This window comes from Pseudomonas arvensis (assembly GCF_056688935.1).
Genome location: NZ_CP162038.1, coordinates 19,974 through 46,154, shown reverse-complemented (window position 1 = coordinate 46,154; position 26,181 = coordinate 19,974). Strand labels below are relative to the sequence as shown.

The following is a 26,181-nucleotide window of genomic DNA, read 5'->3' as shown; positions in this document are numbered from 1 at the left end:
CCCGATGAGTCCCTAAAGATCAACCCCCCGCCAACTGCCTCAACGCCGCCTTGCGCTGCGCCACCGGCAATCCACCCAACTTCTCCACCGCCGCATAGAACTTCACCCAATCCCCGCCTTCGCGCGCAAACAACGCCGCAAACGCCGGCACCCACTGGTCATACAGCCCGAACGGCAGCAGCCGCGCATTGTTCATCGGCAGGTTGATCCAGGCGTCATAACGCTTGTCGCCATCCCACTGGCTGTCGCGCATCTGCCGGTATTCACGGCGCAAGTGCTCGAATTCGGCCGCCTTGGCCTGGCGCATCGACTCGGCAGACAGCGGCTGCGCGTAGAGTTTTTCCAGGCGTTCGCGCGTGTCGAGGATCAGCTGGATAAACTGGTCACGCTGCTTCAACGTCAAATTGCTCAGAGGCCCCAAACCACGGGCGGCGCGCCATTGTCGGGTACCTTCCTGCTCGACAAAGCTGGCAAATGATTCGTTGAACTCAGTGTCGTCCTTCACATAAAAACGCTGGTGCGCGAGCTCATGAAAAATCAGCGTGGCCAGGCGTTCATCACCCCAATGCATCATCGAACTGATGATCGGGTCATTGAACCAACCCAGCGTGGAATAGGCTTCGACCCCGCCAATCGACACATCCATGCCTTGCTGACGCAGCAACGCCGCCTCACCCCGTGCGGCACCTTGGCTGTAATAACCGCGATAAGCCACGCAACCGGCAATGGGGAAGCAGTGATTTTCAGGAGACAGGGAAAATTCCTGCGTGGCGAAGACATTCCAGACCACATAAGGCCGGCCAATATCGGCGTACAGCCGGTAACTCTGGTTGTCAGGCAGGTGCAGGTGTTCGCTGGCGAAGGTTCGCGCTTTTTGGGATTGGGCGAGATGCTCGCGCAGTTGCTGCGGGCGGGATGGGTCAGCGACGACCTTTGAAACGGGCTCCCGAGCCTGCAACAGCTGCCACTGGCCACCCGCCAATTGGCTGTAGTAGCTGACACTGGAACAGCCACTGAGCAGCAACACCATCAACCCTGGAAGAAAACGCCTGACCATACCTGACTGCTCTTGGCTGATGGGTTCGTGTTTATACTGACCGAGATACCCGTCCTGTCATCGAGTGCCTGTCATGCGTCAGCTCTTGCTTTGCGTCGCCGCCGTGTTCATCAGCGCCTGTACGTCAACCCCGGTGCCTCCCGCCGATCCGCAACAAGCATGGGTTGATTTTGCCACGCCAACGCCGGGCGCCAAGCTGGTGATGGCACAGCGCCTGGACGGCAAGAACCTTAATGACGGACGCTACTTCCAAGTCCCGCCTGGCGGCCACGAGCTGATGGTACGTTTTGATTTTGAAGTGCCTACGGGCGGAAATTTCAGCAGTTTTGGCCAAACGACCGAGCGAACCTGCTTCATTACGCTGCAGTACGACCATTTCGAAGCAGGCCAACGTTATCGCCTGGAAGGACGCTCGTTGGGCTACACGCCAAATATCCGCCTGTATAACGCCGCCCGCCAGTTACTGGCTGAAGAGCGCAGCGTGAACTGCCTCTGATCAGTCGTTATTTTTTTGGTAGACGATCGCCTTGGTGCCGTTCTCACAACTGCCGACGACCATGGCTACGTCGTGCTTATCAGCTTCTTCCTTGCTGACGATCTCCAGGGTGTAGGACGGCACCGCGTTAGCCTGGATCTTGACCTCGATCTCTTTCCTGAGCTCTTCACAATCTTTCGGCGCGGCCACGGCCGAAGTGGCCAACACACCGCAGATGATCGCCAAGGCAAAACGTTTCATGTGTGAAGCTCCCTGAATGCACTGCGCACGGGTGTGCGCCTAGGCTGCATATGGCTATTCGACCACAGTTTGGAAACACGAGTTCTGATTTAACGCAGAACTGAATGTAGGAGGGGGCTTGCTTCCGATAACGGTGGATCAGTCGACATTTATATGACTGAAAGACCGCTATCGGGGCAAGCCCCCTCCCACAGTGGACCTACGCGGTCAGTTGACCAGCGTGGCGTCCAGGCTGATTGTTGCATTCAACACTTTGGACACCGGGCAGCCTTCCTTCGCCTTCTTGCTTAGCTCATCGAACTGCGCCTGGCTCGCGCCTGGGATCTTGGCTTTCAGGATCAGGTGCACAGCCGTAATAGCAAAGCCGCCATCGACCTGGTCCAGCGTCACTTCGGCCTGGGTGTCGATGCTGTCAGCCTTGAGCCCCGCATCGCCCAGAATCATGGAAAACGCCATGGAGAAACAGCCGGCATGCGCCGCACCAATCAGTTCTTCCGGGTTAGTACCCTTGCCGCCTTCAAAACGTGCCTTGAAGCCGTAGGGCGCTTCGCGCAACACGCCGGTTTCCGTGGAGATAGACCCCAGGCCCGTCTTCAGGTCACCTTCCCAATGCGCGGATGCTTTTTTAACGATACTCATAGCGGTCTCCTCGAACGGTGGTTTTGCGTCAGTAAGGGTTCTGAGGATAGACCGCTTGGCAAAGTTCATCTTCTTGTCGGAGAAACCTAGCAATCCAGTAGGAAATTTCTGCTCAGCTATTGAATCTCGGGTATATGCCCTCATTGCATAGAGCATGCACATGAAGCGGCAGGTTTTGGATCGTCTAAAAAGCCTGCGCCCCTATTGGAGAAGCAGGCTTATGAAATCGCTGTCCGACGTGAAGTTCTCGACCCTCGACCTGGTGCCCGTGCGGGCCAATGGCAGTGTGGCGCAGTCGCTGCGCAATTCCCTGGACCTGGCCCAGCATGTGGAAAAGTTTGGCTACAACCGTTTCTGGGTGGCTGAACACCACAATATGGACGGCATCGCCAGCTCGGCCACCTCGGTGTTGCTGGGTTATCTGGCGGGCGGTACGTCGACGATCCGCGTCGGCTCCGGTGGCGTGATGCTGCCCAACCACGCGCCGCTGGTGATCGCCGAACAGTTCGGCACCCTGGAAAGCCTCTACCCCGGCCGTATCGATCTGGGCCTGGGCCGTGCGCCGGGTTCCGATCAAATGACCGCGCGCGCTCTGCGCAGAGAACGCTCCGGCAGCGCCGATGAGTTCCCTGAAGATGTTGCCGAGCTGATGGCCTACCTGGGCCCACGGACACCCGACCAACGCATCATTGCCGTACCCGGCACCGGCACCAACGTGCCGGTCTGGTTGCTCGGTTCCAGCCTGTTCAGCGCACAACTGGCAGGCGAGCGCGGTTTGCCCTACGCCTTCGCCTCCCATTTCGCACCTCGCCTGATGCATGAAGCGATTCGCGTGTACCGCAATCACTTCAAACCATCGGCGGTGCTGGACAAGCCTTATGTGATGCTCGGCATTCCGCTGGTGGCCGCTGACACCGATGAACAGGCCGACTACCTGGCCACCTCGGTGTACCAACGCATCCTCGCGTTGATGCGTGGGCAAAGCCTGGTGCAGCGCCCGCCGGTCGATACCATGGACGGCCTGTGGCTGCCCCATGAGAAAGATGCGGTGGGAAGCTTCCTCGGCCTGGCAATGGTCGGCAGCCCGGCGAAGATCCGCGCCAAACTGGAGGTGTTGATCGAGCAAACCGGCGCCGACGAGCTGATCTTTACCAGCGACCTGTATGAACACGCCGACCGGATTCATTCCTACGAGCTGCTGGCGCAGTTGATGAAGGGCTAAAACCCAGGCGAAAAAAAACCGACGCACCTGCGTCGGTTTTTTATGTCTGAAACACGCAATCAACCGCGTTTGTAGACGATTTCCTTGGTGCCGCCTTCACAGCTACCGACCACTTTAGCGTCGGTCGAGGCGCCTTTATCCACCACTTCCAGCGAATAACCCGAAGCGCCCTTGGCGTCGATTTTCGCGGCAATTTCGCTTTTCAGCTCCTCACAAGGCTTGCCCGCCGCCAGGGCTGTGCCGGCAATGCTCAACAAACCTACCGCTAACAGGAACTTCTTCATCCGTTACTTTCCTTGCGCTGATCAAAAAGAGCGTGCCGACGCTTGTGGCGTCGGCACCCATTGGTTGTAGCGCAGGTTATGGCAATCGGCCAGCCGGCAAAGTTCAACTCGCCCGATCAACTACTGGCAATTCGGAACCCCACCTTGAGGGTGACCTGGTAGTGGGCGACCTTGCCGTTTTCGATATGCCCGCGGGTTTCAGTCACCTCAAACCACTCCAAGTGCTTGATGCTCTTGTTGGCTTCAGCAATGGCATTGTTGATGGCGTCCTCGATACTCGTGGTCGATGAGCCAACCAATTCGACTTTCTTGTAGGTGTGGTGATCACTCATGGCAGTTCTCCTAGGGTCGTTAAGCAAGCGTAGCAGTCAATGTTCGTACTGCTTCTGGCGGCCATTCCTACTCGAAAGTTCAGATTTACTGCACTTTCTGAAACCGCTGGAGTCGGTATCTACACACGCCACTCAATCACTTCAGGAGAGTCCACATGGCCAACACTTCTTTACGCAAAGCGTCGCTGGAAAGCATGGAAGCCGAGATTTCGAGCCTGCTCAAGTCCCTTGAAAGCCTCAAGGACGATGCGTCGGATGAGTCGCGCAAAACCTTGAAGGCCCTGAAAAGCAATGCCGAGAATGCCCTCAAGCACTCCCGCCACCTGATCAGCGACGCCTATGAAGAAAGCAAAGTCAAAATCCGCGAAACCGGTGTCGCTACCCGGGATTACGCGCAAGAGCACCCATGGACTACAGCCGGTGTGGCTGTCGGTGCATTGGGCCTGCTCGCCGCTTATCTGCTGTGCAAGCGTGGTGATTAACTCCCCGGCTGGCGCGAAAGCTCAGCCTTGAGCCACTGCGCCAGTTGCCCGGCGCGCCCGTCTGCGGCGCGTTTGGGCAGCCACAATGCCAGGTGCGCCGGGGTTTCACTGAAACCCCACGGCGCCACCAGCCGACCTGCACGCACGTCCTCGGCCACCAACGGCTGCGGCGCGATCGCCACACCCAGCCCGGCCACTGCTGCTTCCAGCAAATAATACAAATGCTCAAAACCCTGGCCGTGTTTCAACGCGCCGGGTTCGATGCCGTGTTGCTGCGCCCAACTGGGCCAGGCTTGGGGGCGCGAGGTCGTGTGCAGCAGCGCTTCGCCACATAAAGACGAGGCGGGCGCCTGGCGCAGCCGTTCGTAACCGTTGAAGCGCGGGCTCATCACCGGGCCGATGCGCTCACTGGTCAGCTCATACACCTGCATGTCCGCCGGCCACGGTGGCTCGGCGAAGACCAGCAGGGCATCCAGGCCGGGGCGCCGAGGATCAAGGTCGCCGTCACCTGCTGACAGGTGCAGGCGCAAGTCCGGCAAGTCTGAGTTCAAACGCCCCAAGCGCGGGATCAGCCAGCGCGCCAGCAAACTCCCCGAGCAGCCGAGCACAAACGGCGCGTCGGCGCTGGCCTGGGTCAGTTCGGCGCATACATCCCTCAACCGCTCGAATGCCTCGAAGCTGGCATCCCGTAGCCGAACGCCGGAATCTGTGAGTTTAAGGCCGCGCCCGTCTTTGATGAACAGACTGACCCCCAAGTGTTCCTCAAGCACCTTCAACTGTCGGCTGACTGCTCCGTGGGTCACATGCAACTGCTCAGCCGCTTGGCTGACACTGTTGAGCCGCGCGGTGGCTTCAAACGCGCGCAGGGCATTGAGGGGTGGAAGGTCTCGGCTCATCTGTGAGTTTTCCTGACAGGTTACGGCGATCTTATCGGTTTTCAGTCGGGAGCGTCAGGGGTAGAGTGGCCCTCATTGTCAGTTACACACCTTTTTTCCTGGAGCGTCCCATGACTCAGTCCCAGACCGATCTACGCAACGGCCCTGACGCCAGCGGCCTGTTTGGCGCATTCGGCGGCCGCTACGTTGCCGAAACCCTGATGCCGTTGATCCTCGACCTGGCCCGCGAATACGAAGCGGCCAAGATCGATCCGGCATTCAACGAGGAATTGGCCTACTTCCAGCGCGACTATGTGGGCCGTCCAAGCCCGCTGTATTTCGCCGAGCGCCTGACTGAGTTCTGCGGCGGCGCCAAGATCTACCTCAAGCGCGAAGAGCTCAACCACACCGGCGCGCACAAGATCAACAACTGCATCGGCCAGATCCTGCTGGCGCGGCGCATGGGCAAAAAACGCATCATTGCCGAGACCGGCGCCGGCATGCACGGTGTGGCCACCGCCACCGTCGCCGCGCGTTTCGGCCTGCAATGCGTGATCTACATGGGCACCACCGACATCGAGCGCCAGCAGGCCAACGTGTTCCGCATGAAGCTGCTGGGCGCCGAAGTGATCCCGGTGGTTGCCGGCACCGGCACCCTGAAAGACGCCATGAACGAAGCGCTGCGTGACTGGGTGACCAACGTCGACGACACCTTCTACCTGATCGGCACCGTGGCCGGCCCACACCCGTACCCGGCGATGGTGCGCGACTTCCAGGCCGTGATCGGCAAGGAAACCCGCACCCAGCTGCAAGCCCAGGAAGGCCGCCTGCCGGACAGCCTGGTGGCGTGCATCGGCGGCGGTTCCAACGCCATGGGCCTGTTTCACCCGTTCCTGGATGACACCAGCGTCGAGATCATCGGCGTGGAAGCCGCCGGCCACGGCATCGAAACCGGCAAGCACGCGGCCAGCCTCAACGGTGGCGTACCGGGTGTACTGCACGGTAACCGTACCTTCCTGCTGCAGGACGACGACGGCCAGATCATCGACGCCCACTCGATTTCCGCCGGCCTGGATTACCCTGGCATCGGCCCGGAACACGCCTGGTTGCACGACATCGGCCGCGTCCAGTACACCTCGGTGACCGACGACGAAGCGCTGGATGCCTTCCATAAATGCTGCCGCCTGGAAGGGATTATCCCTGCCCTGGAAAGCGCCCATGCCCTGGCCGAAGTGTTCAAACGCGCACCGACCCTGCCCAAGGATCACCTGATGGTGGTCAACCTGTCTGGCCGTGGCGACAAAGACATGCAGACCGTGATGCACCATATGGAACAGTCCCAGCAGGAGAAACACTGATGAGCCGCCTGCAAACGCGCTTTGACCAACTCAAAGAACAAAACCGCGCCGCCCTGGTGACCTTCGTCACCGCCGGCGACCCTGGCTATGACACGTCCCTGGCAATCCTCAAGGGCCTGCCGGCCGCCGGCGCCGATGTGATCGAGCTGGGCATGCCCTTCACCGATCCGATGGCCGACGGCCCAGCCATCCAGTTGGCCAATATCCGGGCGTTGGAAGCCAAGCAGAACCTGCTGAAAACCCTGCAGATGGTTCGCGAGTTCCGCAAAGACAACAACGACACCCCGCTGGTGTTGATGGGCTACTTCAACCCGATCCACAAATACGGCGTGCCCACGTTCATCGCCGACGCCAAGGAAGCCGGTGTCGACGGCCTGATCGTGGTCGACATGCCCCCGGAACATAACGGCGAGCTGTGCGACCCGGCCCAGGCGGCAGGTATCGACTTTATCCGCCTGACCACGCCGACCACCGACGACATGCGCCTGCCGACCGTCCTCAACGGCAGCTCCGGTTTTGTGTACTACGTCTCGGTGGCCGGTGTGACCGGTGCCGGTGCCGCCACCCTGGAGCACGTCGAAGAAGCCGTGGCCCGCCTGCGCCGCCATACCGACCTGCCGATCAGTATCGGTTTTGGTATCCGCACGCCGGAACAAGCCGCGGCCATCGCTCGCCTGGCGGACGGTGTGGTAGTGGGATCAGCGTTGATCGATCACATCGCCAATGCCAGCAACCACAAGCAAGCCATCGACGGGGTGTTGAGCCATTGCGCGGCGCTGTCGGAAGGTGTGCGTAACGCCCGTAAGTAAGCGCCATGTAGCCAGAGGTAAAGTTCCTGATACAGAGGAATCAACTCGCCGCTTCACGGCCTAAACAGCAAGACCAAGGGATTTCGAACTGCGTTCGACGTCCCTTTTTTGTTTGTGTGCCCTGAGGAATACCCGATGAAAATGCCCAAATCCGTGATTGCAGGTCTTGGCGTGCTGGTGCTTGGCGCCAGCGCCCTGGTGCAAGCCGCGCCGCCTGACCAGCGAGGTGATGACCGTGGCGGCCCGCAAGGCCAGCACGAGCAACGCGGCGACGACCATCGTGGCCCACAGGCCAACCGTCGCGGCGGCCCACCCCAGGACTTCGGCCCGGTGCGCCAGATCATCCACGACAACCATGGCCAGTTCTCCCGGGGCGCACCGCCGCCGCCAAATGTGCGCCTGGTTCGCGGCGAGCCACTGCCTCGCGGCTATTACGGCGAACGCCTGGACAACCGCGCCCTGGCCCGCCTGCCGGTGTACCAGGGTTACGAATGGCGCCGTTCGGGACCGGATGTGGTGTTGATTGCTGTGGGTACAGGCATCGTCTACGAGATTCTGGACGGTGTGCTGAACTGACCGAATAACCTCTCGAATGTCCGCTAGGCTTGAAGGGTGAGCGTTTTGCTCACCCTTCAACGCACTTCATGCCTCTTGCCGTCTAACCACCTATTATTTCAAGGCAATGCCGGACGCACCCAAAGAGGTGCTTTGGCTGGTGCTGGAATGGGACTGGGCGCTATTGACCTTTTTTTACAACTGGATCCGTTCGACCTTGCCCACCAGCAGGATGTAGGACAACGCCCCAAGCAACGCCAGCACCGCAATATAGGTAATCGCTGGCGCGAACGAATCGCCGCTGGCCAGAAAACCAATCACGATCGGCGTGGCAATCGCGGACAGGTTGCCGATGAAGTTGAACACGCCCCCCGTCAGGCCCAGCAACCGTGCCGGTGCCAGGGTCGATACCAGTGACCAGGTAATCGACGCCAGGCCGTTACCAAAGAACGCCACCGCCAGGAACGCGATCACCCATGCGGTTGAGTCCACATAGTTGGCGCCGATGATTGCTGTGGAAATCAACAACCCGCCAATGATCGGCAACTTACGCGCAAAGCCTACCGACGCACCCCGGCGAATCAGCCAGTCGGAAAAAATCCCCGAGCACAGCACACCCACGAACGCAGCCAGGAACGGCAGCGATGCCAGCAAACCGGACTTGATGAAGTCCATGCCGCGATATTTCACCAGGTAGGTTGGGAACCAGGTCAGGAAGAACCACAGGGTAGAGTTGAGGCAGAACTGCCCCAGGTAGATACCCCAGAGTTTGCGCTTGCTCAGCACGATGCCCAGGTCGACCCAGCTGAACGGCGCCTTGACGGTTTGCGCCTGCATATCCACCAGGCCACCACCGTCGCGGATCAGTTGGATTTCAGCCTCGTTGGCGCCTTTGAAGTCCTTTGGCTCGCGGTACACCGCGTACCAGATCGCCGCCCACAAAATACCGACGCCACCGGTGACGACAAACACCATGTGCCAGCCGTAATAGTGTTGCAGCCAGGCCAGTACGGGCGTGAGGAACGCCAGCCCGACAAACTGCCCGGAGGTGTAGAAACCGATCGCCGTCGCGCGCTCGCGCTCAGGGAACCAGGTGGTGACCACGCGGCTGTTGATCGGGTAGGCCGGGGCTTCCAGCGCCCCCACGGCCATGCGCAGTACAAACAGCGCAATGAAGCTGGCGGCGAAACCGAGCATCACGGTGGCGATGGACCACAACAGCAAGGCGGCGGTGTAGAGGATGCGCGGCGGCACGCGGTCCACCAGCCAACCGCCGGGGATCTGCATGGCAGCGTAGGTCCAGCCGAACGCGGAGAAAATCAGGCCGACGTGCACCGGGTCGATCCCCAACTCACTGGTCAACGCCGGCGCGGCAATCGACAGGTTGCTGCGATCGAGGTAGTTGATAACCACGGTGATAAACAGCAACACCATGATGAAGTAGCGCTTTCGGGTAGGCGTGACTAAAGACGCCTGTCCGGTGAGGGATTCAGGGTGCATGGGGGTTGCCTCTTCTTATGTTTATTGAGGTGGGCCTTCTGAAAAAACCGGATCAAGTGTGGGAGGGGGGCAAGCCCCCTCCCACATTTTTTGACCCCTGTTCTTTCAGGCAGAAATCACCACTCGGCAAAGCTGCCGTCGGCATGGCGCCAGATCGGGTTGCGCCAGCGGTGGCCGATAGCCGCGCGTTCGATCACGTATTCCTCGTTGATCTCAATGCCCAGGCCCGGCCCGTTGGGGATCTTCACGAAGCCCTTGTCGTAGTCGAACACGCCTGGATCACGCACGTAGTCGAGCAAGTCGTTGCTCTCGTTGTAGTGAATGCCCAGGCTTTGCTCCTGGATAAACGCGTTGTAGCAAACCGCGTCCAGTTGCAGGCAAGCCGCCAGGGCGATCGGGCCCAGCGGGCAGTGCAGGGCCAGGGCCACGTCGTAGGCTTCGGCCATGTTGGCGATCTTGCGGGTTTCGGTGATGCCGCCGGCGTGGGAGGCGTCCGGCTGGATGATGTCGACGTAGCCTTCGCTGAGCACGCGCTTGAAGTCCCACCGTGAGAACAGACGCTCGCCCAGGGCAATCGGCGTGCTGGTCAGCGGTGCGAGTTCCTTGAGCGCTTCGTAGTTTTCGCTGAGCACCGGTTCTTCGATAAACATCAGTTTGTACGGGTCCAGTTCTTTCATCAGGACCTTGGCCATGGGCTTGTGCACCCGGCCATGGAAGTCGACGCCGATACCCACGTTAGGGCCAACCGCATCTCGCACGGCCGCCACGTTGGCCAGGGCAAGGTCGACTTTTTCGAAGCTGTCGACGAACTGCAATTCTTCGGTGCCGTTCATTTTCACGGCGGTAAAACCGCGAGCCACGGCCTCTTTGGCAGCGCGAGCGGTGTCGGCCGGACGGTCGCCGCCGATCCACGAGTACACGCGGATCTTGTCGCGCACCTGGCCGCCCAGCAGGTCGCTGACGGATACACCGAGGGCCTTGCCCTTGATGTCCCACAGCGCCTGGTCGATACCGGCGAGGGCGCTCATGTGCACGGCGCCGCCACGGTAGAAGCCGCCGCGATAGAGCACGGTCCAGATGTCTTCGATATTGCGTGGGTCTTTGCCGATCAGGTAGTCGGACAATTCTTCAACGGCAGCCGCCACGGTGTGTGCGCGGCCTTCGACCACGGGCTCACCCCAGCCGGTCACGCCCTGGTCGGTCTCGACCTTGAGGAAGCACCAGCGCGGCGGGACGATATAGGTCGTCAGTTTGGTGATTTTCATCTGTTATCTCTCTTATAGATGCGGCGCCTGTGGGCGCGGAACTTGATATCAGCTCAGGGCTTTCCAGGCGGCGACATAAGCCTGGGCACGGCTCGCTACCTGATCCACTGTCATACCCGGCTTGAACAACCCGGAACCCAGCCCGAACCCCTTGGCGCCGGCGTCGGTAAACACCTGCATGTTGTCCGGGGTAATGCCGCCTACCGGCAACAGCAGCGTGCCCGCCGGCAGTACCGCCAGCCACGCCTTGATCACTGCCGGGCCCATTTGCTCGGCTGGGAACAACTTCAACACGTCGGCGCCTTCGGCGAGGGCCGCAAAGGCTTCGGTCGGCGTGGCCACACCCGGCGACAGGTAAAGGCCCGCCGCTTTGGCGGCGCGCAACACCTTGGCATCGCTGTGGGGCATGACGATCACTTGGCCGCCAGCCGCTTTGACCTGCCCGACCTGTTCGGGTGTCAACACCGTGCCGGCACCGATCAGGCAATCGGCGGGCAGGCTGTCGCGCAGGGTGCGGATGCTGGTGTACGGGTCCGGCGAATTCAGCGGGACTTCGATCACGCGGAAACCGGCGTCATACAACACCTGGCCGACCGCCTGGGCTTCATCCGGGCGCAGGCCGCGCAGGATTGCGATCAAACCGTTTTGTGCGAGTGCTTGCTTGAGCATGTCAGGCCTCCGATACAGGTTGAACCAGCCCGGCCGCCACGGCCAGTTGCCACAGGCCGCGCTCGGTGGCTTCCTGCGCCAGGCTGACGTGGGCGAAGCCGCAAAGGGCGAGGGCGCGTTGATAGCGGGCGCACAGGGGCGCGGCGCCCACCAGGATGATGGGGGTCTTGCGGGCACTGGCCGGCAGGCCGGCGAGTTCGTGGCCGATCAACAGGCCAGACAGATAATCGGGCTGCTGGTCGCCAGCGAGTTCCCTGGTGAGCCCCAGGGTGCGGGCGCTGAACAAGGTCGACAGCACGCCGCGCTGGCCGTCTTGGGACAACGCCACGTGCACGCCGCGGTCAAAGGCGTCGGCCTGGAAGGCTTCGGGGGTCTTCTGGGTGCGGCCGAGGATGCTGTGCTTGCTCAGCACGGCGAAGACTTCACCGGTCATGAACGTATCGAAGTGAGTGATACGGCCATCGACGACCTCGACCCACTTGGAGTGGCTGCCCGGCAGGCCAATCAACACTTCAGCGCCTAAACCCTGCAGCACGCCCAGCACTTGGGTTTCTTCGCCGCGCATCACATTGGGCAAACCGACCTGCTCGATCACACCCGGCACGATGTGCACATCGACACCGCGCAGGCTGCGCACGGCATGCAGAGCCTGGCCGAGGCTGGCGACATCGACCGGAGTATTGCGATAAGCCGCTTCGCTCCAGCCTTGGGCGCTGCCGACCATACCGCAAGCAATCACCGGCAAGCCGGGTTGGGCGTCTAGCCAGTCACCGCAGGCCGCGTCGAAGGCCAATTCAAAACCGTCACTGCAACGCACGCCGGCGATGTCCCGGGGCTCACTGGGCAAATGCATGATGCCCGACGCCAGCGAGCGTTGTTCCAACACCACGCCAGCGGGGCCGAGTTTGTAAGCACGAAGGGAGCTGGTCCCCCAATCGAGCGCGATCAATTGCGCCTGCATCGCTTCACCTGAGTTCAGAGCGGATGCGGCGAATATAAACCTATGGGCGAGAAAGTCTCAATATATAAATATCAATCCCACATTCAGGGACGGAATTTAAGAAAAGGCTGACAAGTTCAGGTCACGCATGGCGCCCATCCAGATCGCGTAGTCGGTGTGATCCTTTAAATCGTCGCCGGTATCCGGGTGCAGGAACACCACCAAGCCGTCGCGATGGATCACCAGCCACGGCAGCACGACGCCGATGTATTCGGCGTCGAATGCCAATTGGCAACTCCAGTCCGGGTGCGGGCCGACGGGCTTTTCGTGTACACGCCCCATGCGCAGCGGGAAGAGTTTGGCAGCGTCTTCGCACAGAGTGCGCGCCTGCTCAAGGGTGTTTGCGTCAAAGTAGATATGGGCGTGATAGCCCTTGATACGTTGCATGACGGACTCCGGATCCAATATGCGCCAAATCCTAGACCGCAATCGACGGCAGGGCCAGCCCGGTCAACGACTGCGCGCTGCTGGCCTGCTCGGCCACCAGCCACTCGACAAAACGCTCGACCAACTGCCCCCGGCGTTTGCGCTGGGGCTGTACCACGTAGTAGCCGAAACGTGAGATCACGGTGTCGCTGATCGGTCGGCACAGCCAGTTCTGCTCCAGCAGGTTATCCACCAAATGGCGCCAGCCGATGGCGACGCCCTGGCCGGCAATCGCCGCCTGGATCAGCAGGGTGTAGTTGTCGAAACGCAGCTGGCCGGGGGTGGGCGCTGCGGTGATGCCCAGCTCGCGGAACACGCCGCTCCAGTCGAACCACTGGCTGTTGTTTTCCTGGCGCAGGTGCAGCAGCGGCACATCGTGCAAGTTCTGCAGGGTCAGTGGTGCGGGTTGCGCCTTGAGCCACTGCGGGCTGCACACCGGAAACACTTCCTCATTGAACAGCCACAGGCTGTCGCCCTGCTTGAAGCGGCCGTCGCCAAACAGCACCGCCACGTCAATGTCGCTGCGCAGGGTGGCGTGGTTGCGTTCACTGGTCACCAGGCTCACATCGACCTGAGGATTGGCCTGGTGGAAGCGGTGCAGGCGCGGCATCAGCCAGTAGGCGGCGAAGGCGAAGTCGGTGGCCACTTGCAGCACTTCGTGCTGGTCCTGCTGGGTGATGGCGCTGAGGCCCTGATTGATGCTCTGCAGGCCACCTTGCACGTGCTCGAACAGCAGGGCGCCGGCGTCCGTCAGTTCGATACCGCGATAGATGCGATCAAACAGGCGCACCGCCAGCTGTTCTTCGAGGCGCTTGATCTGCTGGCTGATCGCGGGCTGGGTGGTGCCCAGTTCCATCGCGGCGGCGGTAAAACTGCGATGGCGTGCCGCCGCTTCAAATGCGCGCAGCAGGTCGAGGGACAGGTCACCCAGGGACTCATACATAAGCTGTGCTTATCCTAGACATTGCTTTTTATGGGCTTTACCCCATTTTCCATGGGCTGCATGCTCATTCGCATAAACACCGCCTATGGAATGCCTAGAACCCATGAAGCGCAAGAACATTCTTTTCATCATGGCCGATCAAATGGCCGCGCCGATGCTGCCGTTCTACGGACCTTCCACGATCAAGCTGCCAAATCTCAGCCGCCTCGCCGAACAAGGCGTGGTGTTCGACGCTGCCTATTGCAATAGCCCACTGTGCGCGCCGTCGCGCTTCACCTTGGTCAGCGGCCAGTTGCCGAGCAAGATCGGCGCCTACGACAATGCGGCGGATTTGCCCGCCGATGTACCGACTTATGCCCACTACCTGCGTCGCCTCGGTTACCGCACCGCGCTGTCGGGCAAGATGCACTTCTGCGGGCCGGACCAGTTGCACGGCTATGAAGAACGCCTGACCAGCGACATCTACCCCGCTGACTACGGCTGGGCGGTGAACTGGGATGAGCCGGACGTGCGCCCCAGTTGGTATCACAATATGTCCTCGGTACTGCAAGCCGGTCCCTGCGTGCGCACCAATCAGCTGGATTTCGACGAAGAGGTGGTGTTCAAGGCCCAACAGTACCTGTTCGACCATATTCGTGAAGACGGCGACCAGCCGTTCTGCCTGACCGTGTCGATGACCCATCCCCACGACCCGTACACGATTCCCAAGCCATTCTGGGATCTGTACGACGACAACGACATCCCGTTGCCTGCAACACCCGCGCAAGCTGATCTCGACCCGCATTCCCAACGCCTGCTCAAGGTCTACGACCTATGGGACAAGCCGCTGCCTGTGGATAAGATCCGCGATGCGCGCCGGGCTTACTTCGGTGCCTGCAGCTACATCGACAGCAATGTCGGCAAGCTGCTGCAAACCCTGCAAGACACCGGCCTGGCCGACGACACCATCATCGTGTTCTCCGGTGACCACGGCGACATGCTCGGCGAGCGCGGCCTCTGGTACAAAATGCACTGGTTTGAAATGGCCGCCCGCGTGCCGCTGCTGGTCTGTGCACCGGGGCAGTTTGCGGCGGGCCGCGTTTCCCACGCAGTGTCCACCGCCGACCTGCTGCCGACCCTGGTGGAACTGGCCGGCGGCGAACTCGACCCACACCTGCCACTGGATGGCCGCTCACTGGTCCCGCACTTGCAAGGGCAGGGCGGGCACGACGAAGTGTTTGGCGAGTACATGGCCGAAGGCACCATCAGCCCGCTGATGATGATTCGCCGGGGCGCCTATAAATTCATCTACAGCGAAGACGATCCCTGCCTGCTGTTCGATCTGCACAACGACCCGCACGAGCAGGAAGATCTCAGCCAGTCACCGCAGCATCGGTCACTGTTCGAGGCGTTTTTAAGTGAAGCGCGGGCCAAATGGGACATCCCGGCGATCCACCAGCAGGTGCTCGCCAGCCAACGCCGTCGGCGCCTGGTATTCGAGGCGCTGACCCAAGGCAAGCTGAAGAGCTGGGATCACCAGCCACTGGTAGACGCCAGTCAGCAGTACATGCGCAACCATATCGACCTCGATGACCTGGAGCGCAAGGCACGTTATCCACAACCCTGCCAAAACCAATAAATACAGAGGGAAGGCCATGCAAAAGTTATCTGTGATAGTGGGCATGCTGGTGCTGGGCAGCGCTAATGTGTATGCAGACACCAGCTGTGAAACCGTGAAAATGGCCGATCCAGGCTGGAGCGATATCGCGGCCACCAACGCCATCACCGGTTTTCTGCTGACGGGCATGGGCTACAAACCCAAGGTCGACACCCTCGCGGTGCCGATTACCTTTGGCGGGCTCAAGGACGGCCAGGTGGATGTGTTCATGGGCAACTGGATGCCCGCGCAGCAGGGGTTTTACGACAAGTTCGTGGCCAACGGCGATGTGGTGCAACTGGCAAAAAACCTCGACGGCACCGAGTTCACCCTCGCCGTGCCGGATTACGTGTGGGACGCGGGTGTGCATGACTTTGCCGACCTGAACAAATTCGCCGACAAGTTCGACAAGAAGATCTACGGCATCGGCTCCGGCGCGCCGGCGAATATCTCGTTGCAGGAGATCATCAAGAAGAACGACTTCGAGCTCGGCCAATGGAAACTGATCGAGTCCAGCGAACAGGCGATGCTGGCTGAAGTGTCACGGGCGGTGAAAAAACAACGCTTCGTCACCTTCCTCGGCTGGACCCCGCACCCAATGAACGTGCAGTTGAAAATGCACTACCTCAAAGGCGGGGAAAAGTACTTTGGTGACACAGGCAGCGTGTATACCCTGACCCGCAAGGGTTATGCACAGGCCTGCCCGAACGTAGGAAAACTGCTGACCAACTTGAGTTTTACCCAGGAAATGGAGAACAGCATCATGGCCGAGGTGGCCAACAACAAGGTCAGCAATGCCGAGGCTGCGAAGGCGTGGATCAAGGCCAATCCGGCTGTGCTGGATAAGTGGCTTGATGGGGTTAAAACCGTGGATGGCCAGGATGCATTGGCCGCAGTCAAAGCCAAACTCTAACGCCTGCCCCCTTTCCCCTGTAGATCCCGTCTTCAAGTTTCGGGTCGTAGATACCGTCTTCACCCTCACCGGGCAAGCGCACATTTCGCCTTGTAGCAGCTGTCGAGCGCAAGCGAGGCTGCGTTGGCGCCCCGCAGATCGCGGGGTGTCAATACGTCCGCTACGCAGCCTCGCCAAGGCTCGACAGCTGCTACGATCCGAAGCTTGCGCTTGCCCGGTGAGGCTCTAGACGGTATCTACGTGCAGCCCGATGTTATTCTGGTTTAACCCTTTAAATCCGAGCCTCTGATGCCACGGCCCAACCGCCACACACTGTTCCCCTTCCTCAGCTGGCTCCCACGCCAAACCCGTGCCAGTGTCGGCCGGGATGCGCTGGTGGGCCTCAGTGGCGCCGTGCTTGCCCTGCCGCAGTCGATTGCCTACGCGCTGATCGCCGGTCTCCCACCGGAGTACGGCCTGTATGCCGCCATCATTCCGGTGCTGATCGCCTGCCTGTGGGGCTCGTCCTGGCATCTGATCTGCGGCCCTACGGCGGCGATTTCCATCGTGCTGTATGCCAGTGTCAGTCCACTGGCCGTACCGGGCTCACAGGACTACATCACCTTGATCCTGTTGCTGACGTTCCTCGCGGGGGTATTCCAGTGGTTGCTGGGCATGCTGCGCTTTGGCGCGCTGGTGAACTTTGTCTCTCATTCGGTAGTGCTGGGCTTCACCTTGGGCGCCGCCGTCGTGATCGCGCTCGGTCAGCTGCCCAATCTGCTGGGGCTGGACTTGCCTAGCCAGGCCACGGCGATCAATAGCCTGCTGGCGTTGATCGAGCATGGCGGCCAATGGGACCACGCCTCGCTTGCCCTGGGCTTGAGTACATTGCTGGTGGGCGCAGTGCTCAAGTACCTGGTGCCGCGCTGGCCGACACTGTTGATCGCACTGGCCTTAAGCAGCGTCGCCGCATGGCTGTGGCCGGCGATGTTCGGGCATGTGGCATTGGTCAGTTCGTTTATCGGCAAACTGCCGCCGTTCAGCCCGTTACCGTTGGACCTGGACATGATCCTGCGCCTGCTGCCCAGCGCCGTGGCGGTGGGCATGCTGGGGCTGGTGACCAGCCTGTCGATTGCCCGCTCGTTGTCGGCACGTTCGCAACAGTTGCTCGACGCGAATCAGGAAGTTCGCGCGCAGGGTTTATCCAATATCGTCGGCGGATTTTTCTCCGGCTACTTGTCGGCCGGGTCCTTTACCCGCTCGGGCCTCAGCTATGAGGCGGGTGCCTGCTCGCCGTTGGCCGGGATGTTTTCCGCGTTGTGGGTGGCGCTGTTTGCGTTGTTTGGCGCAGCATTGATCGCGCATATTCCGATCCCAAGCATGGCGGCGAGCATCCTGCTGATTTGCTGGGGTCTGGTGGATCACCGCGGGATTCGCGCATTGTTCCGGGTCAGCCGCGCCGAGTTTGTGGTGATGAGCCTGACCTTCGTCGCCACCTTGCTGCTGGAGCTGCAAACGGCGATCTATGCGGGGGTGCTGGCGTCACTGTTTTTCTATCTCAAACGCACGTCGCAGCCACGGGTTCAGCAATGGCGCGACGGTCGCGACGACGTATTGCGCGTCGGCGGCTCGATCTTTTTCGGCGCCAGCCACTACCTGCAAGTGCGCCTGCAACGTTTACAGGGCGAGCGGGTGGTGATCGAAGCGCAGCAGATCAACTTTATCGACTATTCCGGGGTGGAGATGCTGCACCAGGAGGCGCGGCGATTGAAGGGGCTGGGGCGTAGCCTGACATTGCGCGGGGCGCGGCCGCAGGTAGTGGAAGAACTGAAGAAGCTGGAAGGGGCCGACAAATGCCCCCTCCATTTCGAGAACTGAACGCGGTTCAAATGTATCAGGCTAACTGACGACGTAGCTCAGCCAACACCGGCGCCGACTCCGGGCGCACACCGCGCCACAGGAAAAACGCTTCGGCCGCCTGCTCAACCAGCATGCCCAGGCCATCCATCGCCACCGCAGCATCTTGCTCGGACGCCCAACGGCAAAACGCGGTCGGCTCCTTGGCGTACATCATGTCGTAGCAAAAGGTCTTACCCGGTTCGATCAGGCTGCCGGCAATCGGCGGTACATCGCCTGACAGACTGGCAGACGTGGCATTGATGATCACGTCCACCGGCTCACGCAGCCAGTCGAAACCACTGGCAGACACCGGGCCCAAGTCGTCGAACAGTTTAGCGAGCAACTCGGCCTTTGCCACGGTGCGGTTGGCGATGATCAAGGAAGCAGGCCGCTCGGCCAGCAACGGCTCCAACACGCCGCGTACCGCGCCACCGGCACCCAGCAACAGGATGCGTTTGCCTTGCAGGCTCAACCCGGCGTTGACCGTCAGGTCGCGCACCAGGCCGGCGCCGTCGGTGTTATCACCCAGCAGCGTGCCATCGGCCAACTTGCTCAGCGTGTTCACCGCCCCGGCGCGTTGGGCGCGTTGGGTGAGGTTGTTGGCCAGGCGGCAGGCGTCTTCCTTGAACGGTACGGTGACGTTGGCGCCACGCCCTTGCAGGAAAAACTCACGGGCACACCCGGTGAAATCCTCCAGGGGAGCAAGCAAGGTGCTGTAGTCCAATTGTTCGCCGGTCTGCTCGGCGAACATGCGGTGAATCAGCGGCGACTTGCTGTGCCCGATGGGGTTGCCGAATACGACATAACGATCCATCAGACGGTCGCCTTAGGCGCGGCAAGGCCGAGCCAGTCGCGGTCTTGCAGGAAGTAATCGGTGAGGCGCGCTTCTTCGCTGCCGGCCTCGGCTTTCCAGTCATAGCCCCAGCGCACTTGCGGCGGCAACGACATCAGGATCGACTCGGTACGCCCGCCCGATTGCAGGCCGAACAGCGTGCCACGGTCGTAGACCAGGTTGAATTCAACATAGCGGCCACGCCGGAATTCCTGGAACTGGCGCTGCTGCTCGGTATAGGCCGTGGCCTTGCGGCGCTGCACGATCGGCAGATAGGCATCGATATAGGCATCGCCGATGGCGCGGATGAAGGCGAAGCAGGTGTTGAAGTCCCACTCGTTCAAGTCATCGAAAAACAGCCCGCCGATGCCACGGGGCTCGTTGCGGTGCTTGATGTGGAAATAGGTATCGCACCAAGCCTTGTAGCGCGAGTACACGTCCGGCCCGAACGGCGCACAGGCCTGCTCGGCCACGCGGTGCCAGTGGATGCAGTCTTCTTCGTTGCCGTAATACGGGGTGAGGTCAAAGCCGCCGCCGAACCACCACACCGGCTCTTCGCCCTCTTTTTCGGCGATGAAAAAGCGCACGTTGGCGTGGGACGTCGGCACATGGGGGTTGTGCGGGTGGATCACCAGCGACACGCCGAGGGCTTCAAAGCCGCGACCGGCCAGTTCAGGGCGGTGTGCGCTGGCGGAGGGTGGGAGGCCGCTGCCGAAGACGTGGGAAAAGTTAACGCCGCCTTTTTCGATCACCGCGCCGTTTTCGATCACACGGGTGCGACCGCCGCCGCCGGCAGGCCGGGTCCAGGCGTCTTCGATAAAGCGAGTGTCCGTCTCGAAGGTTTCCAGGGCGCTGCAAATGCGGTCTTGCAGGTCAAGCAGGTAGGCCTTTACAGCCTCGGTGCGGGTAGTCATGGCATCACCTTGAATCGGGCAAAGCTACGCGAGGCCATTGGGCGTCGGCGGCAAATGGGCGCACAGGATAACACCGCACCCTATGCCGTCGCAGTTGACGAAGATCAAGCTTAGGAGTTCGATAAGCGGCTACGCGAGTTCGAACCAAGGAGAAGGCAGATGGCAAAACGTATCCAGTTCAGCGCCCATGGCGGCCCCGATGTACTTGAATATGTCGACTACACGCCGGCGGAGCCGGGCCCGCAGCAGGTTCGGGTGCGTAACGAGGCCATTGGCCTGAACTTCATCGACACCTATTTCCGCAGCGGCCTGTATGCGCCGCCCGCCTTGCCGTCCAGCCTGGGCGCAGAAGGCGCCGGCGTGGTTGACGCCGTTGGCAGCGAAGTCAGCCAATTCAAGGTCGGCGACCGCGTGGCCTATGGCAGCGGCCCGCTTGGCGCCTACAGCGAACTGCACGTATTGCCCGCCGCCAACCTGGTGCACCTGCCGGACGATATCAGCTTCGAACAAGCCGCCGGGGCCATGCTTAAAGGTCTGACCGTGCAGTACCTGCTGCGCCAGACCTATGAACTGAAGGGCGGCGAAACCATCCTGTTCCACGCCGCTGCCGGGGGTGTGGGCTCCCTGGCCTGCCAATGGGCCAAGGCGCTGGGCGTGAAGTTGATCGGTACCGTGAGTTCGCCAGAAAAGGCCGCTTTGGCCAAATCCCTCGGCGCCTGGGAAACCATTGATTACAGCAAGGAAGACGTGGCAAAGCGCGTGCTGGAATTGACCGACGGCAAAAAGGTCCCGGTGGTGTACGACGGCGTCGGCAAGGATACGTGGCTGACGTCCCTGGACAGCGTGGCGCCACGTGGATTGGTGGTGAGCTTCGGGAACGCGTCGGGCGCGGTGGATGGCGTGAACCTGGGGATACTGTCGGCCAAAGGCTCGCTGTACGTCACCCGGCCGACCTTGGCGACCTACGCCAACAACCCGACGAACTTGCAGGCGATGGCGGATGATCTGTTTTCGATGATTCAAAGCGGCAAGGTGCGCATTGATATCAACCAGCGGTATTCGCTGGCGGAGGCGGCGAAGGCGCAGACGGAGTTGTCGGGGCGGCGTACCACGGGGTCGACCATTCTGTTGCCTTGAGGGCCCCATCGGGGGCAAGCCCCCTCCCACAGTTGACCGTGTTGTCCTGAAGGACACGGTTCAAATGTGGGAGGGGCGGTTCGACGATTCGACGGGGACTGTCATAAATTTTGTGTTCGGGCATAACATGTTGATAGAGGTGCATGTATGCCGACCAAAAAGAAACCGGCCCGTGAGGCCCCGCGAGACCTTCCATCCATTCCCCAAGAGCTGATCGACCAGTTCGTCAGCGGCCCGATGAGTGCCGAAGCCATTCAGGATGCCTCGATGGCGTTCAAAAAGGCGCTGATCGAGCGAGCTCTTGGTGCCGAGTTGGGCCACCACCTTGGCTATCCTCAGGGCGCGGAGCGCCCTGAGGAGTCGAGTAACCAGCGCAACGGCAAGAGCGGAAAAACGGTGCTAACCGATGACGGTCCGCTGCGTTTGGACATTCCCAGAGACCGTGATGGAAGCTTTGCTCCGATTCTGATCCCCAAACACGAACGGCGTTTTACCGGCTTCGATGACAAGATTATCGCGATGTATGCCCGAGGCATGACGGTTCGCGAAATCCGGGCGTTTCTCTCTGAACAGTACGGAACAGACGTCTCTCACGATTTCATCAGCTCCGTCACTGACGCAGTGTTGGAGGAGGTTACCGCCTGGCAACAGCGACCGCTTGAACCGATGTACCCGGTAATTTTCTTCGATGCATTGCGAGTCAAAATTCGCGACGAAGGCTTGGTTCGCAACAAAGCGATCTACTTGGCACTGGGAGTATTGCCGGACGGAACGCGAGATATTCTGGGCATTTGGATTGAAACAACCGAAGGCGCCAAATTTTGGATGAAGGTCTTTAACGACCTGAAAACCCGAGGCGTCGAAGACGTCTTGATCGCCGTAACTGACGGTCTCAAAGGCATGCCCGAAGCGCTGAGTGCTGTGTTTCCTGAGACGACGTTGCAGACCTGCATCGTCCACCTGATCCGTAACAGCCTCGATTACGCCCCGTGGGATAAGCGCCGTGAGCTGGCCAAGGCACTGAAACCGATCTATCAAGCACTCAATGCTGACGCCGCAGAACAAGCGCTACTGGCTTTCGAAGCCGGGCCTTGGGGTAAGCAATATCCGACAGTCGTATCAGCTTGGAAACGTGCTTGGGATCGAGTTATCCCGTTCTTCGTGTTTCCCCCGGCGATACGCAAAGTGATCTACACAACCAATGCCATCGAGAGTATCAATGCCCAGTTGCGCAAGGTCATCAAGACGCGAGGCCACTTCCCAACGGATGAGGCCGCGACAAAACTAATCTGGCTGGCATTACGAAATATCACCGCGAACTGGGGCAGTGCAGCTCATGATTGGAAGAACGCAATGAATCAATTTGCGATTCTGTACGGAGATCGATTTATCAGGCCGACCTGGTAAAGATGGCCTGCCTGACGGCAGGCCGTAACCGGCCCGAACACAAAAAATCTGACACTCTCATTCGACGCGGTCTCAGGAAGGCCGCACCACCTCACCCGTAGCCAGGTTGCGAATCAGGCTGGGGTTCTTGCGCCCGCCCAAGGCGCCACCCAACACCAGATCCACCTGGCCACGGAAATACTGCTCCACACGAATCCGCGTACGGGCAGCCGGGCGGCCTTGCGGGTTGGCCGAGGTGGAAATCAACGGCCCCACCTGCGCGCATAAATCACGCACCAAGGGGTGATCGCTGACCCGCAGCGCCACGGTGTCATGCACACCGGTAACCCATTGCGGCAGTAAATCCTGATGCGGCACCAACCAGGTATTCGGCCCAGGCCAGGTGCTGGCCATGCGGTCGATCCAAGTATCCGGGAAGTCTTCGAACAGGAAGTCGAACTGACGGATATTGTCGGCAACCAGGATCAGGCCCTTGTCCACCGAGCGATTCTTGATCGCCAGCAGCCGGTCCACCGCTTCTTCGTTCCAAGGGTCGCAACCCAGGCCCCAGACCGCCTCGGTTGGATAGGCAATCACCGCGCCTGCGCGAATTTCCCGTGCGGCTTCCAGCACACGCCACCTGTTGACCATTGTTTACCCTCCGGACTAAAGCTCTGCGCAGTTTACCGATCTTCGTTACAAAACCTAGCAGCGTGCAAGCCAGCGCCCGCTTTCGCAGATGACCAGGCCTTCCAGTTCCAACTCGGTAAGGGTCGCCAGCACCTGGGACAAAGGTCGGCCGCTGGCAATCGCCAGGGCTTCGCTGGTGTGAGGTGCCGCGTGCAGCAACGCCACCAACGGATGGGTCACTGGCATCGGCGTGGGGCGCGACAATGCCTGCCAGCCCCGCAAGCCTTCAAGGATGTGCTCGATGGTTTCCACCAGCGTCGCACCTTCGCGGATCAACTGATGACAACCCTTGGCCCCAGGGTGATGGATGGAGCCAGGGATCGCGTACACCTCACGGCCCTGCTCGGCGGCCAGCTTCGCGGTGATCAGCGAGCCACTGGCCACGCTGGCCTCCACCACCAGTACGCCCAACGACAGGCCACTGATGATGCGATTGCGCCGGGGAAAGTTGTTCGCCTGGGGCCCGGCATCCAGCGGAAACTCGGACACCACGGCACTGCCGTGGGCAATCATCGCCTCGGCGAGCCGCCGGTGGCGCTGTGGATAAAAATTTTCCAGGCCCGTGCCAAGCACGCCGATGGTATGTCCACCCACATCCAATGCCGCTTGATGCGCCGCGCCATCGATACCCAACGCAAGGCCACTGGTGATGACAAAACCGGCACTGGCCAAACTGCGAGAAAACGCCGCGGCAGTGTCCATGCCAGGGCGCGACGCACGCCGGCTGCCGACCATCGCCAGTTGCGGTTTTTCGAGGATTGAAGGGTCGCCAGCGACGAATAACAACGGTGGCGCATCGTCGATCTGGGCGAGCAGAGCGGGGTACTCCGGTTGGTCCCACATCAGCAAATGCTGGGCCGGGCGCCCTAACCAGGTCAATGCTTGACTGGCGCCATCACGGATTTGCGGACTGCGCCGGGCGTCGGCGCTGACGGGGGGCAACCCCAGTGCACGCCAGGCACTGGCCGGTGCACTGATAGCCTTTGAAGCGCTGCCGAACGCTTCGATCAACAACCTGAAACGCTTTGGGCCTACTTCCGGCAGCCGGTGCAAGCGTAGCCGGGCTTCCAGTTCTGACGGGGAAATTTCACTGCTGTTTATCGGAAACATCTGATCATCCTTGACCGGAACAAGCTGTGGATAACTCTGTTGGTAACTTATTTAGCAGGCTATTTATTGCGTTTGCTCAGCAGTCTCGAAACGGTCCATCACGGCCAGTGGGCGCGAGGCGTTGAGAACCAGGCCATAACTGAGTTTTTCGTAGGTGCGGAACACCAGCAGCGTGCCGGCGCGCTCATCGGGTAGCTTCGTGGGGGCGCCGGTTAGCGGGTCACGGACGGTGGCGCCGGTTTTGATGACGGCCAGCAATTGGCCCTCGACCATCCCGTCGCGCCGGCCCTTGTTGAGGGTGACGGCGTCCAGCACGCCGATCTGGGTCACGCCCCTCGGGATATCGATGATTTTTCCTTCAATGAAAGGCGCTGATTTCTGAGGCTCCAGCGCCGTGGGCAATTGCGCGCGGAGCAGACGGTCCCCAGGACGCACCTCCTGGGTGGCCCGTTGCACGGCGAGAGTGCTGAGGTCCCCCGCCATCACAAAGCGAGCAGTACCAATGTCATCGGCATTGATACCCAGCAGTTCCTGGGTCTGGGGGTCGGTATAGACCTTGCCTCGGCGAAAGATCCCATAGCTCGGCTGGGCCGGGTCCAGGTCGCCCCTGGCGTGCACACGCTCGCCCTGGGTGCCCAGCACGCGCCCGGCCTCGGCCGCGACAATGTAAGGCGCTGTGTCCAGATCCCGGGGCGTATCCAGAATGCGGTTGTGCAATAAAAAGCGCTGGATGGCCTGTTGCGTCGGTAGATCCAGACGCGGGCCAGGTTGGGGAACCAGGGCTGCGGCAAACGGAACCCACAGCAGCAAGACGAGTAGCGATTTCCTCATGGGGTGAATCTCCTTTATTATGTGCGTTCGCGTGAAATGCCAGAGCCTTCGCGGCTTTCGAGCCTTTCACACCGGCCGTATGGGTCCATCCCACCGCCGATTTGCCTTTACCTCACATGTGCAGCAATTACGCTTATGGCTATTTTGAACATCCTCGAATTCCCCGACTCGCGCCTGCGCACGATCGCCAAACCGGTGGCCGTAGTGGACGACAAGGTTCGTCAGTTGGTCGATGACATGTTTGAAACAATGTATGAAGCCCCGGGTATCGGCCTTGCCGCCACCCAGGTCAACGTGCATCAGCGCATCGTGGTCATGGACCTGTCGGAAGACCGCAGCGAACCGATGGTGTACATCAACCCAGAGTTCGAACCGCTGACCGAAGAGATGGGCGAATACCAGGAAGGCTGCCTGTCGGTGCCGGAGTTCTACGAGAACGTCGAGCGCCCGCTGCGCGTCAAGATCAAGGCCCTGGACCGCGACGGCAAGCCGTTCGAGCTGATTGCCGAAGGCCTGCTGGCGGTGTGCATCCAACACGAATGCGACCACCTCAACGGCAAGCTGTTTGTCGATTACCTGTCCACGCTCAAGCGTGATCGGATCAAGAAGAAGCTGGAAAAAAAGCATCGCCAGCAAGCTTGATGCCCTCCTTCCAAAGGCTTGCTGCGGCAAGCCTTTTTCTTTTGTGACTGCTTTTAACCG

29 protein-coding genes are annotated in these 26,181 nt (G+C 60.6%); 12 read left to right on the top strand and 17 right to left on the bottom strand.

From position 1 onward, the window contains the following. Nucleotides 1-19: 19 nt before the first annotated feature. Nucleotides 20-1,057 carry an aminopeptidase gene (locus tag AB3G88_RS00225; protein WP_191946634.1) on the bottom strand — a complete coding sequence of 346 codons (1,038 nt, stop codon included), beginning with the start codon at nt 1,055-1,057 and terminating at the stop codon, nt 20-22. A gap of 73 nt (nt 1,058-1,130) precedes the next feature. Here AB3G88_RS00225 and AB3G88_RS00220 point away from each other — a divergent pair, with 73 nt between their 5' ends. After that, entirely contained in the window at nt 1,131-1,553 is a 423-nt protein-coding gene (locus AB3G88_RS00220; RefSeq protein ID WP_191958764.1) for a PA0061/PA0062 family lipoprotein, read from the top strand. On the opposite strand, the gene AB3G88_RS00215 is transcribed toward AB3G88_RS00220, so the two are convergent. Further along, a complete protein-coding gene (locus AB3G88_RS00215; protein WP_034110558.1) occupies nt 1,554-1,793 on the bottom strand; it encodes a DUF1161 domain-containing protein in 240 nt (79 codons plus the stop codon). Nucleotides 1,794-2,000: 207 nt separating this feature from the next. Further along, on the bottom strand, nt 2,001-2,432 hold the full coding sequence (locus AB3G88_RS00210) for an OsmC family protein (protein ID WP_099586173.1): 432 nt from the start codon (nt 2,430-2,432) through the stop codon (nt 2,001-2,003). Between the two features lie 220 nt (nt 2,433-2,652). On the opposite strand from AB3G88_RS00210, the gene AB3G88_RS00205 reads away from it, so the two are divergent. Further along, nucleotides 2,653-3,654 carry an LLM class flavin-dependent oxidoreductase gene (locus AB3G88_RS00205; protein ID WP_099586172.1) on the top strand — a complete coding sequence of 334 codons (1,002 nt, stop codon included), beginning with the start codon at nt 2,653-2,655 and terminating at the stop codon, nt 3,652-3,654. A gap of 59 nt (nt 3,655-3,713) precedes the next feature. Here the strand turns inward: AB3G88_RS00205 and AB3G88_RS00200 are convergent, their stop codons facing one another. Both AB3G88_RS00200 and AB3G88_RS00195 read right to left on the bottom strand, forming a co-directional pair. Further along, nucleotides 3,714-3,938: a DUF1161 domain-containing protein gene (locus AB3G88_RS00200; RefSeq protein WP_058424398.1), complete on the bottom strand. Its 225-nt coding sequence runs from the start codon at nt 3,936-3,938 to the stop codon at nt 3,714-3,716. A gap of 116 nt (nt 3,939-4,054) precedes the next feature. Beyond that, nucleotides 4,055-4,270: a dodecin gene (locus AB3G88_RS00195; RefSeq protein ID WP_032885105.1), complete on the bottom strand. Its 216-nt coding sequence runs from the start codon at nt 4,268-4,270 to the stop codon at nt 4,055-4,057. 155 nt (nt 4,271-4,425) lie between these two features. Between AB3G88_RS00195 and AB3G88_RS00190 the strand changes: the two genes are divergently transcribed. Beyond that, the gene (locus tag AB3G88_RS00190) at nt 4,426-4,752 is read left to right on the top strand and encodes an ElaB/YgaM/YqjD family protein (RefSeq protein WP_003170746.1); all 327 of its coding nucleotides are present in this window, start codon (nt 4,426-4,428) and stop codon (nt 4,750-4,752) included. Here AB3G88_RS00190 and AB3G88_RS00185 read toward each other — a convergent pair. Then, nucleotides 4,749-5,648 carry a LysR family transcriptional regulator gene (locus AB3G88_RS00185; protein WP_112192845.1) on the bottom strand — a complete coding sequence of 300 codons (900 nt, stop codon included), beginning with the start codon at nt 5,646-5,648 and terminating at the stop codon, nt 4,749-4,751. The genes AB3G88_RS00190 and AB3G88_RS00185 overlap by 4 nt on opposite strands. Before the next feature lie 110 nt (nt 5,649-5,758). Between AB3G88_RS00185 and trpB the strand changes: the two genes are divergently transcribed. The 3 genes from trpB to AB3G88_RS00170 all read left to right on the top strand — a co-directional run bounded on the left by trpB (nt 5,759) and on the right by AB3G88_RS00170 (nt 8,370). Then, a complete protein-coding gene (trpB, locus tag AB3G88_RS00180) occupies nt 5,759-6,985 on the top strand; it encodes a tryptophan synthase subunit beta (RefSeq protein WP_112192844.1) in 1,227 nt (408 codons plus the stop codon). After that, entirely contained in the window at nt 6,985-7,794 is an 810-nt protein-coding gene (trpA, locus tag AB3G88_RS00175; protein ID WP_480452691.1) for a tryptophan synthase subunit alpha, read from the top strand. The genes trpB and trpA overlap by 1 nt, the downstream gene beginning before the upstream one ends. Nucleotides 7,795-7,929: 135 nt before the next feature. Then, on the top strand, nt 7,930-8,370 hold the full coding sequence (locus AB3G88_RS00170) for an anti-virulence regulator CigR family protein (protein WP_112192842.1): 441 nt from the start codon (nt 7,930-7,932) through the stop codon (nt 8,368-8,370). Between the two features lie 174 nt (nt 8,371-8,544). Here AB3G88_RS00170 and AB3G88_RS00165 read toward each other — a convergent pair whose 3' ends face one another. The 6 genes from AB3G88_RS00165 to AB3G88_RS00140 form a co-directional block, all read right to left on the bottom strand. Further along, nucleotides 8,545-9,849 (bottom strand): MFS transporter, encoded by a 1,305-nt coding sequence (locus tag AB3G88_RS00165; RefSeq protein WP_112192840.1) that lies wholly within the window; start codon nt 9,847-9,849, stop codon nt 8,545-8,547. 116 nt (nt 9,850-9,965) lie between these two features. Continuing rightward, nucleotides 9,966-11,114 (bottom strand): galactonate dehydratase, encoded by a 1,149-nt coding sequence (dgoD, locus tag AB3G88_RS00160; RefSeq protein ID WP_099586165.1) that lies wholly within the window; start codon nt 11,112-11,114, stop codon nt 9,966-9,968. A 48-nt stretch (nt 11,115-11,162) separates the two neighbouring features. Further along, nucleotides 11,163-11,783 carry a 2-dehydro-3-deoxy-6-phosphogalactonate aldolase gene (locus tag AB3G88_RS00155; protein ID WP_112192839.1) on the bottom strand — a complete coding sequence of 207 codons (621 nt, stop codon included), beginning with the start codon at nt 11,781-11,783 and terminating at the stop codon, nt 11,163-11,165. A 1-nt stretch (nt 11,784) separates the two neighbouring features. Further along, on the bottom strand, nt 11,785-12,744 hold the full coding sequence (locus AB3G88_RS00150; RefSeq protein WP_480452688.1) for a 2-dehydro-3-deoxygalactonokinase: 960 nt from the start codon (nt 12,742-12,744) through the stop codon (nt 11,785-11,787). Between the two features lie 96 nt (nt 12,745-12,840). Continuing rightward, a complete protein-coding gene (locus tag AB3G88_RS00145) occupies nt 12,841-13,170 on the bottom strand; it encodes a DOPA 4,5-dioxygenase family protein (protein WP_099586162.1) in 330 nt (109 codons plus the stop codon). A 31-nt stretch (nt 13,171-13,201) separates the two neighbouring features. Further along, nucleotides 13,202-14,152: a choline sulfate utilization transcriptional regulator gene (locus tag AB3G88_RS00140; RefSeq protein WP_099586161.1), complete on the bottom strand. Its 951-nt coding sequence runs from the start codon at nt 14,150-14,152 to the stop codon at nt 13,202-13,204. A gap of 103 nt (nt 14,153-14,255) precedes the next feature. On the opposite strand from AB3G88_RS00140, the gene betC reads away from it, so the two are divergent. The 3 genes from betC to AB3G88_RS00125 all read left to right on the top strand — a co-directional run bounded on the left by betC (nt 14,256) and on the right by AB3G88_RS00125 (nt 18,558). Beyond that, nucleotides 14,256-15,770 (top strand): choline-sulfatase, encoded by a 1,515-nt coding sequence (gene betC / locus AB3G88_RS00135; protein WP_480452686.1) that lies wholly within the window; start codon nt 14,256-14,258, stop codon nt 15,768-15,770. A 16-nt stretch (nt 15,771-15,786) separates the two neighbouring features. Then, nucleotides 15,787-16,701 carry a choline ABC transporter substrate-binding protein gene (gene choX, locus AB3G88_RS00130; protein ID WP_099586159.1) on the top strand — a complete coding sequence of 305 codons (915 nt, stop codon included), beginning with the start codon at nt 15,787-15,789 and terminating at the stop codon, nt 16,699-16,701. A gap of 288 nt (nt 16,702-16,989) precedes the next feature. Beyond that, the gene (locus AB3G88_RS00125) at nt 16,990-18,558 is read left to right on the top strand and encodes a SulP family inorganic anion transporter (RefSeq protein WP_191946638.1); all 1,569 of its coding nucleotides are present in this window, start codon (nt 16,990-16,992) and stop codon (nt 18,556-18,558) included. Nucleotides 18,559-18,574: 16 nt separating this feature from the next. Here AB3G88_RS00125 and aroE read toward each other — a convergent pair whose 3' ends face one another. Continuing rightward, nucleotides 18,575-19,393, bottom strand: coding sequence for a shikimate dehydrogenase (aroE, locus tag AB3G88_RS00120; protein ID WP_480452683.1), 819 nt, complete (start codon nt 19,391-19,393; stop codon nt 18,575-18,577). Further along, entirely contained in the window at nt 19,393-20,325 is a 933-nt protein-coding gene (hemF, locus tag AB3G88_RS00115) for an oxygen-dependent coproporphyrinogen oxidase (RefSeq protein WP_480452681.1), read from the bottom strand. Before hemF ends, aroE begins: the two co-directional genes overlap by 1 nt. 159 nt (nt 20,326-20,484) lie before the next feature. Between hemF and AB3G88_RS00110 the strand changes: the two genes are divergently transcribed. Both AB3G88_RS00110 and AB3G88_RS00105 read left to right on the top strand, forming a co-directional pair. Then, complete coding sequence (locus AB3G88_RS00110) at nt 20,485-21,462, top strand: quinone oxidoreductase family protein (protein ID WP_480452679.1); 978 nt, start codon at nt 20,485-20,487, stop codon at nt 21,460-21,462. Between the two features lie 147 nt (nt 21,463-21,609). After that, complete coding sequence (locus AB3G88_RS00105) at nt 21,610-22,869, top strand: IS256 family transposase (RefSeq protein ID WP_015372597.1); 1,260 nt, start codon at nt 21,610-21,612, stop codon at nt 22,867-22,869. 72 nt (nt 22,870-22,941) lie between these two features. Here AB3G88_RS00105 and tsaC read toward each other — a convergent pair whose 3' ends face one another. From tsaC to AB3G88_RS00090, 3 genes are all read right to left on the bottom strand, one after another. Next, nucleotides 22,942-23,499: an L-threonylcarbamoyladenylate synthase type 1 TsaC gene (gene tsaC / locus AB3G88_RS00100; protein WP_099586154.1), complete on the bottom strand. Its 558-nt coding sequence runs from the start codon at nt 23,497-23,499 to the stop codon at nt 22,942-22,944. A gap of 54 nt (nt 23,500-23,553) precedes the next feature. Further along, on the bottom strand, nt 23,554-24,648 hold the full coding sequence (gene dprA, locus AB3G88_RS00095) for a DNA-processing protein DprA (RefSeq protein WP_480452677.1): 1,095 nt from the start codon (nt 24,646-24,648) through the stop codon (nt 23,554-23,556). 63 nt (nt 24,649-24,711) lie between these two features. Then, nucleotides 24,712-25,479: a peptidoglycan-binding protein gene (locus tag AB3G88_RS00090; protein ID WP_099586152.1), complete on the bottom strand. Its 768-nt coding sequence runs from the start codon at nt 25,477-25,479 to the stop codon at nt 24,712-24,714. 135 nt (nt 25,480-25,614) lie between these two features. On the opposite strand from AB3G88_RS00090, the gene def reads away from it, so the two are divergent. After that, nucleotides 25,615-26,121 (top strand): peptide deformylase, encoded by a 507-nt coding sequence (gene def, locus AB3G88_RS00085; protein WP_099586151.1) that lies wholly within the window; start codon nt 25,615-25,617, stop codon nt 26,119-26,121. The last annotated feature ends 60 nt before the right edge of the window (nt 26,122-26,181 follow it).

What these genes read in the sequence shown, in the direction of transcription:
- AB3G88_RS00125 (WP_191946638.1), top strand. Translation starts at nt 16,990, where the DNA reads ATGCCACGGCCCAACCGCCACACACTGTTCCCCTTCCTCAGCTGGCTC.
- AB3G88_RS00155 (WP_112192839.1), bottom strand. Translation starts at nt 11,783, where the DNA reads ATGCTCAAGCAAGCACTCGCACAAAACGGTTTGATCGCAATCCTGCGC.
- AB3G88_RS00210 (WP_099586173.1), bottom strand. Translation starts at nt 2,432, where the DNA reads ATGAGTATCGTTAAAAAAGCATCCGCGCATTGGGAAGGTGACCTGAAG.
- hemF (WP_480452681.1), bottom strand. Translation starts at nt 20,325, where the DNA reads ATGACTACCCGCACCGAGGCTGTAAAGGCCTACCTGCTTGACCTGCAA.
- AB3G88_RS00220 (WP_191958764.1), top strand. Translation starts at nt 1,131, where the DNA reads ATGCGTCAGCTCTTGCTTTGCGTCGCCGCCGTGTTCATCAGCGCCTGT.
- AB3G88_RS00150 (WP_480452688.1), bottom strand. Translation starts at nt 12,744, where the DNA reads ATGCAGGCGCAATTGATCGCGCTCGATTGGGGGACCAGCTCCCTTCGT.
- aroE (WP_480452683.1), bottom strand. Translation starts at nt 19,393, where the DNA reads ATGGATCGTTATGTCGTATTCGGCAACCCCATCGGGCACAGCAAGTCG.
- AB3G88_RS00195 (WP_032885105.1), bottom strand. Translation starts at nt 4,270, where the DNA reads ATGAGTGATCACCACACCTACAAGAAAGTCGAATTGGTTGGCTCATCG.
- tsaC (WP_099586154.1), bottom strand. Translation starts at nt 23,499, where the DNA reads ATGGTCAACAGGTGGCGTGTGCTGGAAGCCGCACGGGAAATTCGCGCA.
- AB3G88_RS00105 (WP_015372597.1), top strand. Translation starts at nt 21,610, where the DNA reads ATGCCGACCAAAAAGAAACCGGCCCGTGAGGCCCCGCGAGACCTTCCA.
- choX (WP_099586159.1), top strand. Translation starts at nt 15,787, where the DNA reads ATGCAAAAGTTATCTGTGATAGTGGGCATGCTGGTGCTGGGCAGCGCT.
- trpA (WP_480452691.1), top strand. Translation starts at nt 6,985, where the DNA reads ATGAGCCGCCTGCAAACGCGCTTTGACCAACTCAAAGAACAAAACCGC.
- AB3G88_RS00205 (WP_099586172.1), top strand. Translation starts at nt 2,653, where the DNA reads ATGAAATCGCTGTCCGACGTGAAGTTCTCGACCCTCGACCTGGTGCCC.
- AB3G88_RS00185 (WP_112192845.1), bottom strand. Translation starts at nt 5,648, where the DNA reads ATGAGCCGAGACCTTCCACCCCTCAATGCCCTGCGCGCGTTTGAAGCC.
- AB3G88_RS00165 (WP_112192840.1), bottom strand. Translation starts at nt 9,849, where the DNA reads ATGCACCCTGAATCCCTCACCGGACAGGCGTCTTTAGTCACGCCTACC.
- AB3G88_RS00215 (WP_034110558.1), bottom strand. Translation starts at nt 1,793, where the DNA reads ATGAAACGTTTTGCCTTGGCGATCATCTGCGGTGTGTTGGCCACTTCG.
- AB3G88_RS00110 (WP_480452679.1), top strand. Translation starts at nt 20,485, where the DNA reads ATGGCAAAACGTATCCAGTTCAGCGCCCATGGCGGCCCCGATGTACTT.
- AB3G88_RS00190 (WP_003170746.1), top strand. Translation starts at nt 4,426, where the DNA reads ATGGCCAACACTTCTTTACGCAAAGCGTCGCTGGAAAGCATGGAAGCC.
- def (WP_099586151.1), top strand. Translation starts at nt 25,615, where the DNA reads ATGGCTATTTTGAACATCCTCGAATTCCCCGACTCGCGCCTGCGCACG.
- AB3G88_RS00200 (WP_058424398.1), bottom strand. Translation starts at nt 3,938, where the DNA reads ATGAAGAAGTTCCTGTTAGCGGTAGGTTTGTTGAGCATTGCCGGCACA.
- dgoD (WP_099586165.1), bottom strand. Translation starts at nt 11,114, where the DNA reads ATGAAAATCACCAAACTGACGACCTATATCGTCCCGCCGCGCTGGTGC.
- AB3G88_RS00170 (WP_112192842.1), top strand. Translation starts at nt 7,930, where the DNA reads ATGAAAATGCCCAAATCCGTGATTGCAGGTCTTGGCGTGCTGGTGCTT.
- AB3G88_RS00090 (WP_099586152.1), bottom strand. Translation starts at nt 25,479, where the DNA reads ATGAGGAAATCGCTACTCGTCTTGCTGCTGTGGGTTCCGTTTGCCGCA.
- betC (WP_480452686.1), top strand. Translation starts at nt 14,256, where the DNA reads ATGAAGCGCAAGAACATTCTTTTCATCATGGCCGATCAAATGGCCGCG.
- trpB (WP_112192844.1), top strand. Translation starts at nt 5,759, where the DNA reads ATGACTCAGTCCCAGACCGATCTACGCAACGGCCCTGACGCCAGCGGC.
- AB3G88_RS00140 (WP_099586161.1), bottom strand. Translation starts at nt 14,152, where the DNA reads ATGTATGAGTCCCTGGGTGACCTGTCCCTCGACCTGCTGCGCGCATTT.
- AB3G88_RS00225 (WP_191946634.1), bottom strand. Translation starts at nt 1,057, where the DNA reads ATGGTCAGGCGTTTTCTTCCAGGGTTGATGGTGTTGCTGCTCAGTGGC.
- AB3G88_RS00145 (WP_099586162.1), bottom strand. Translation starts at nt 13,170, where the DNA reads ATGCAACGTATCAAGGGCTATCACGCCCATATCTACTTTGACGCAAAC.
- dprA (WP_480452677.1), bottom strand. Translation starts at nt 24,648, where the DNA reads ATGTTTCCGATAAACAGCAGTGAAATTTCCCCGTCAGAACTGGAAGCC.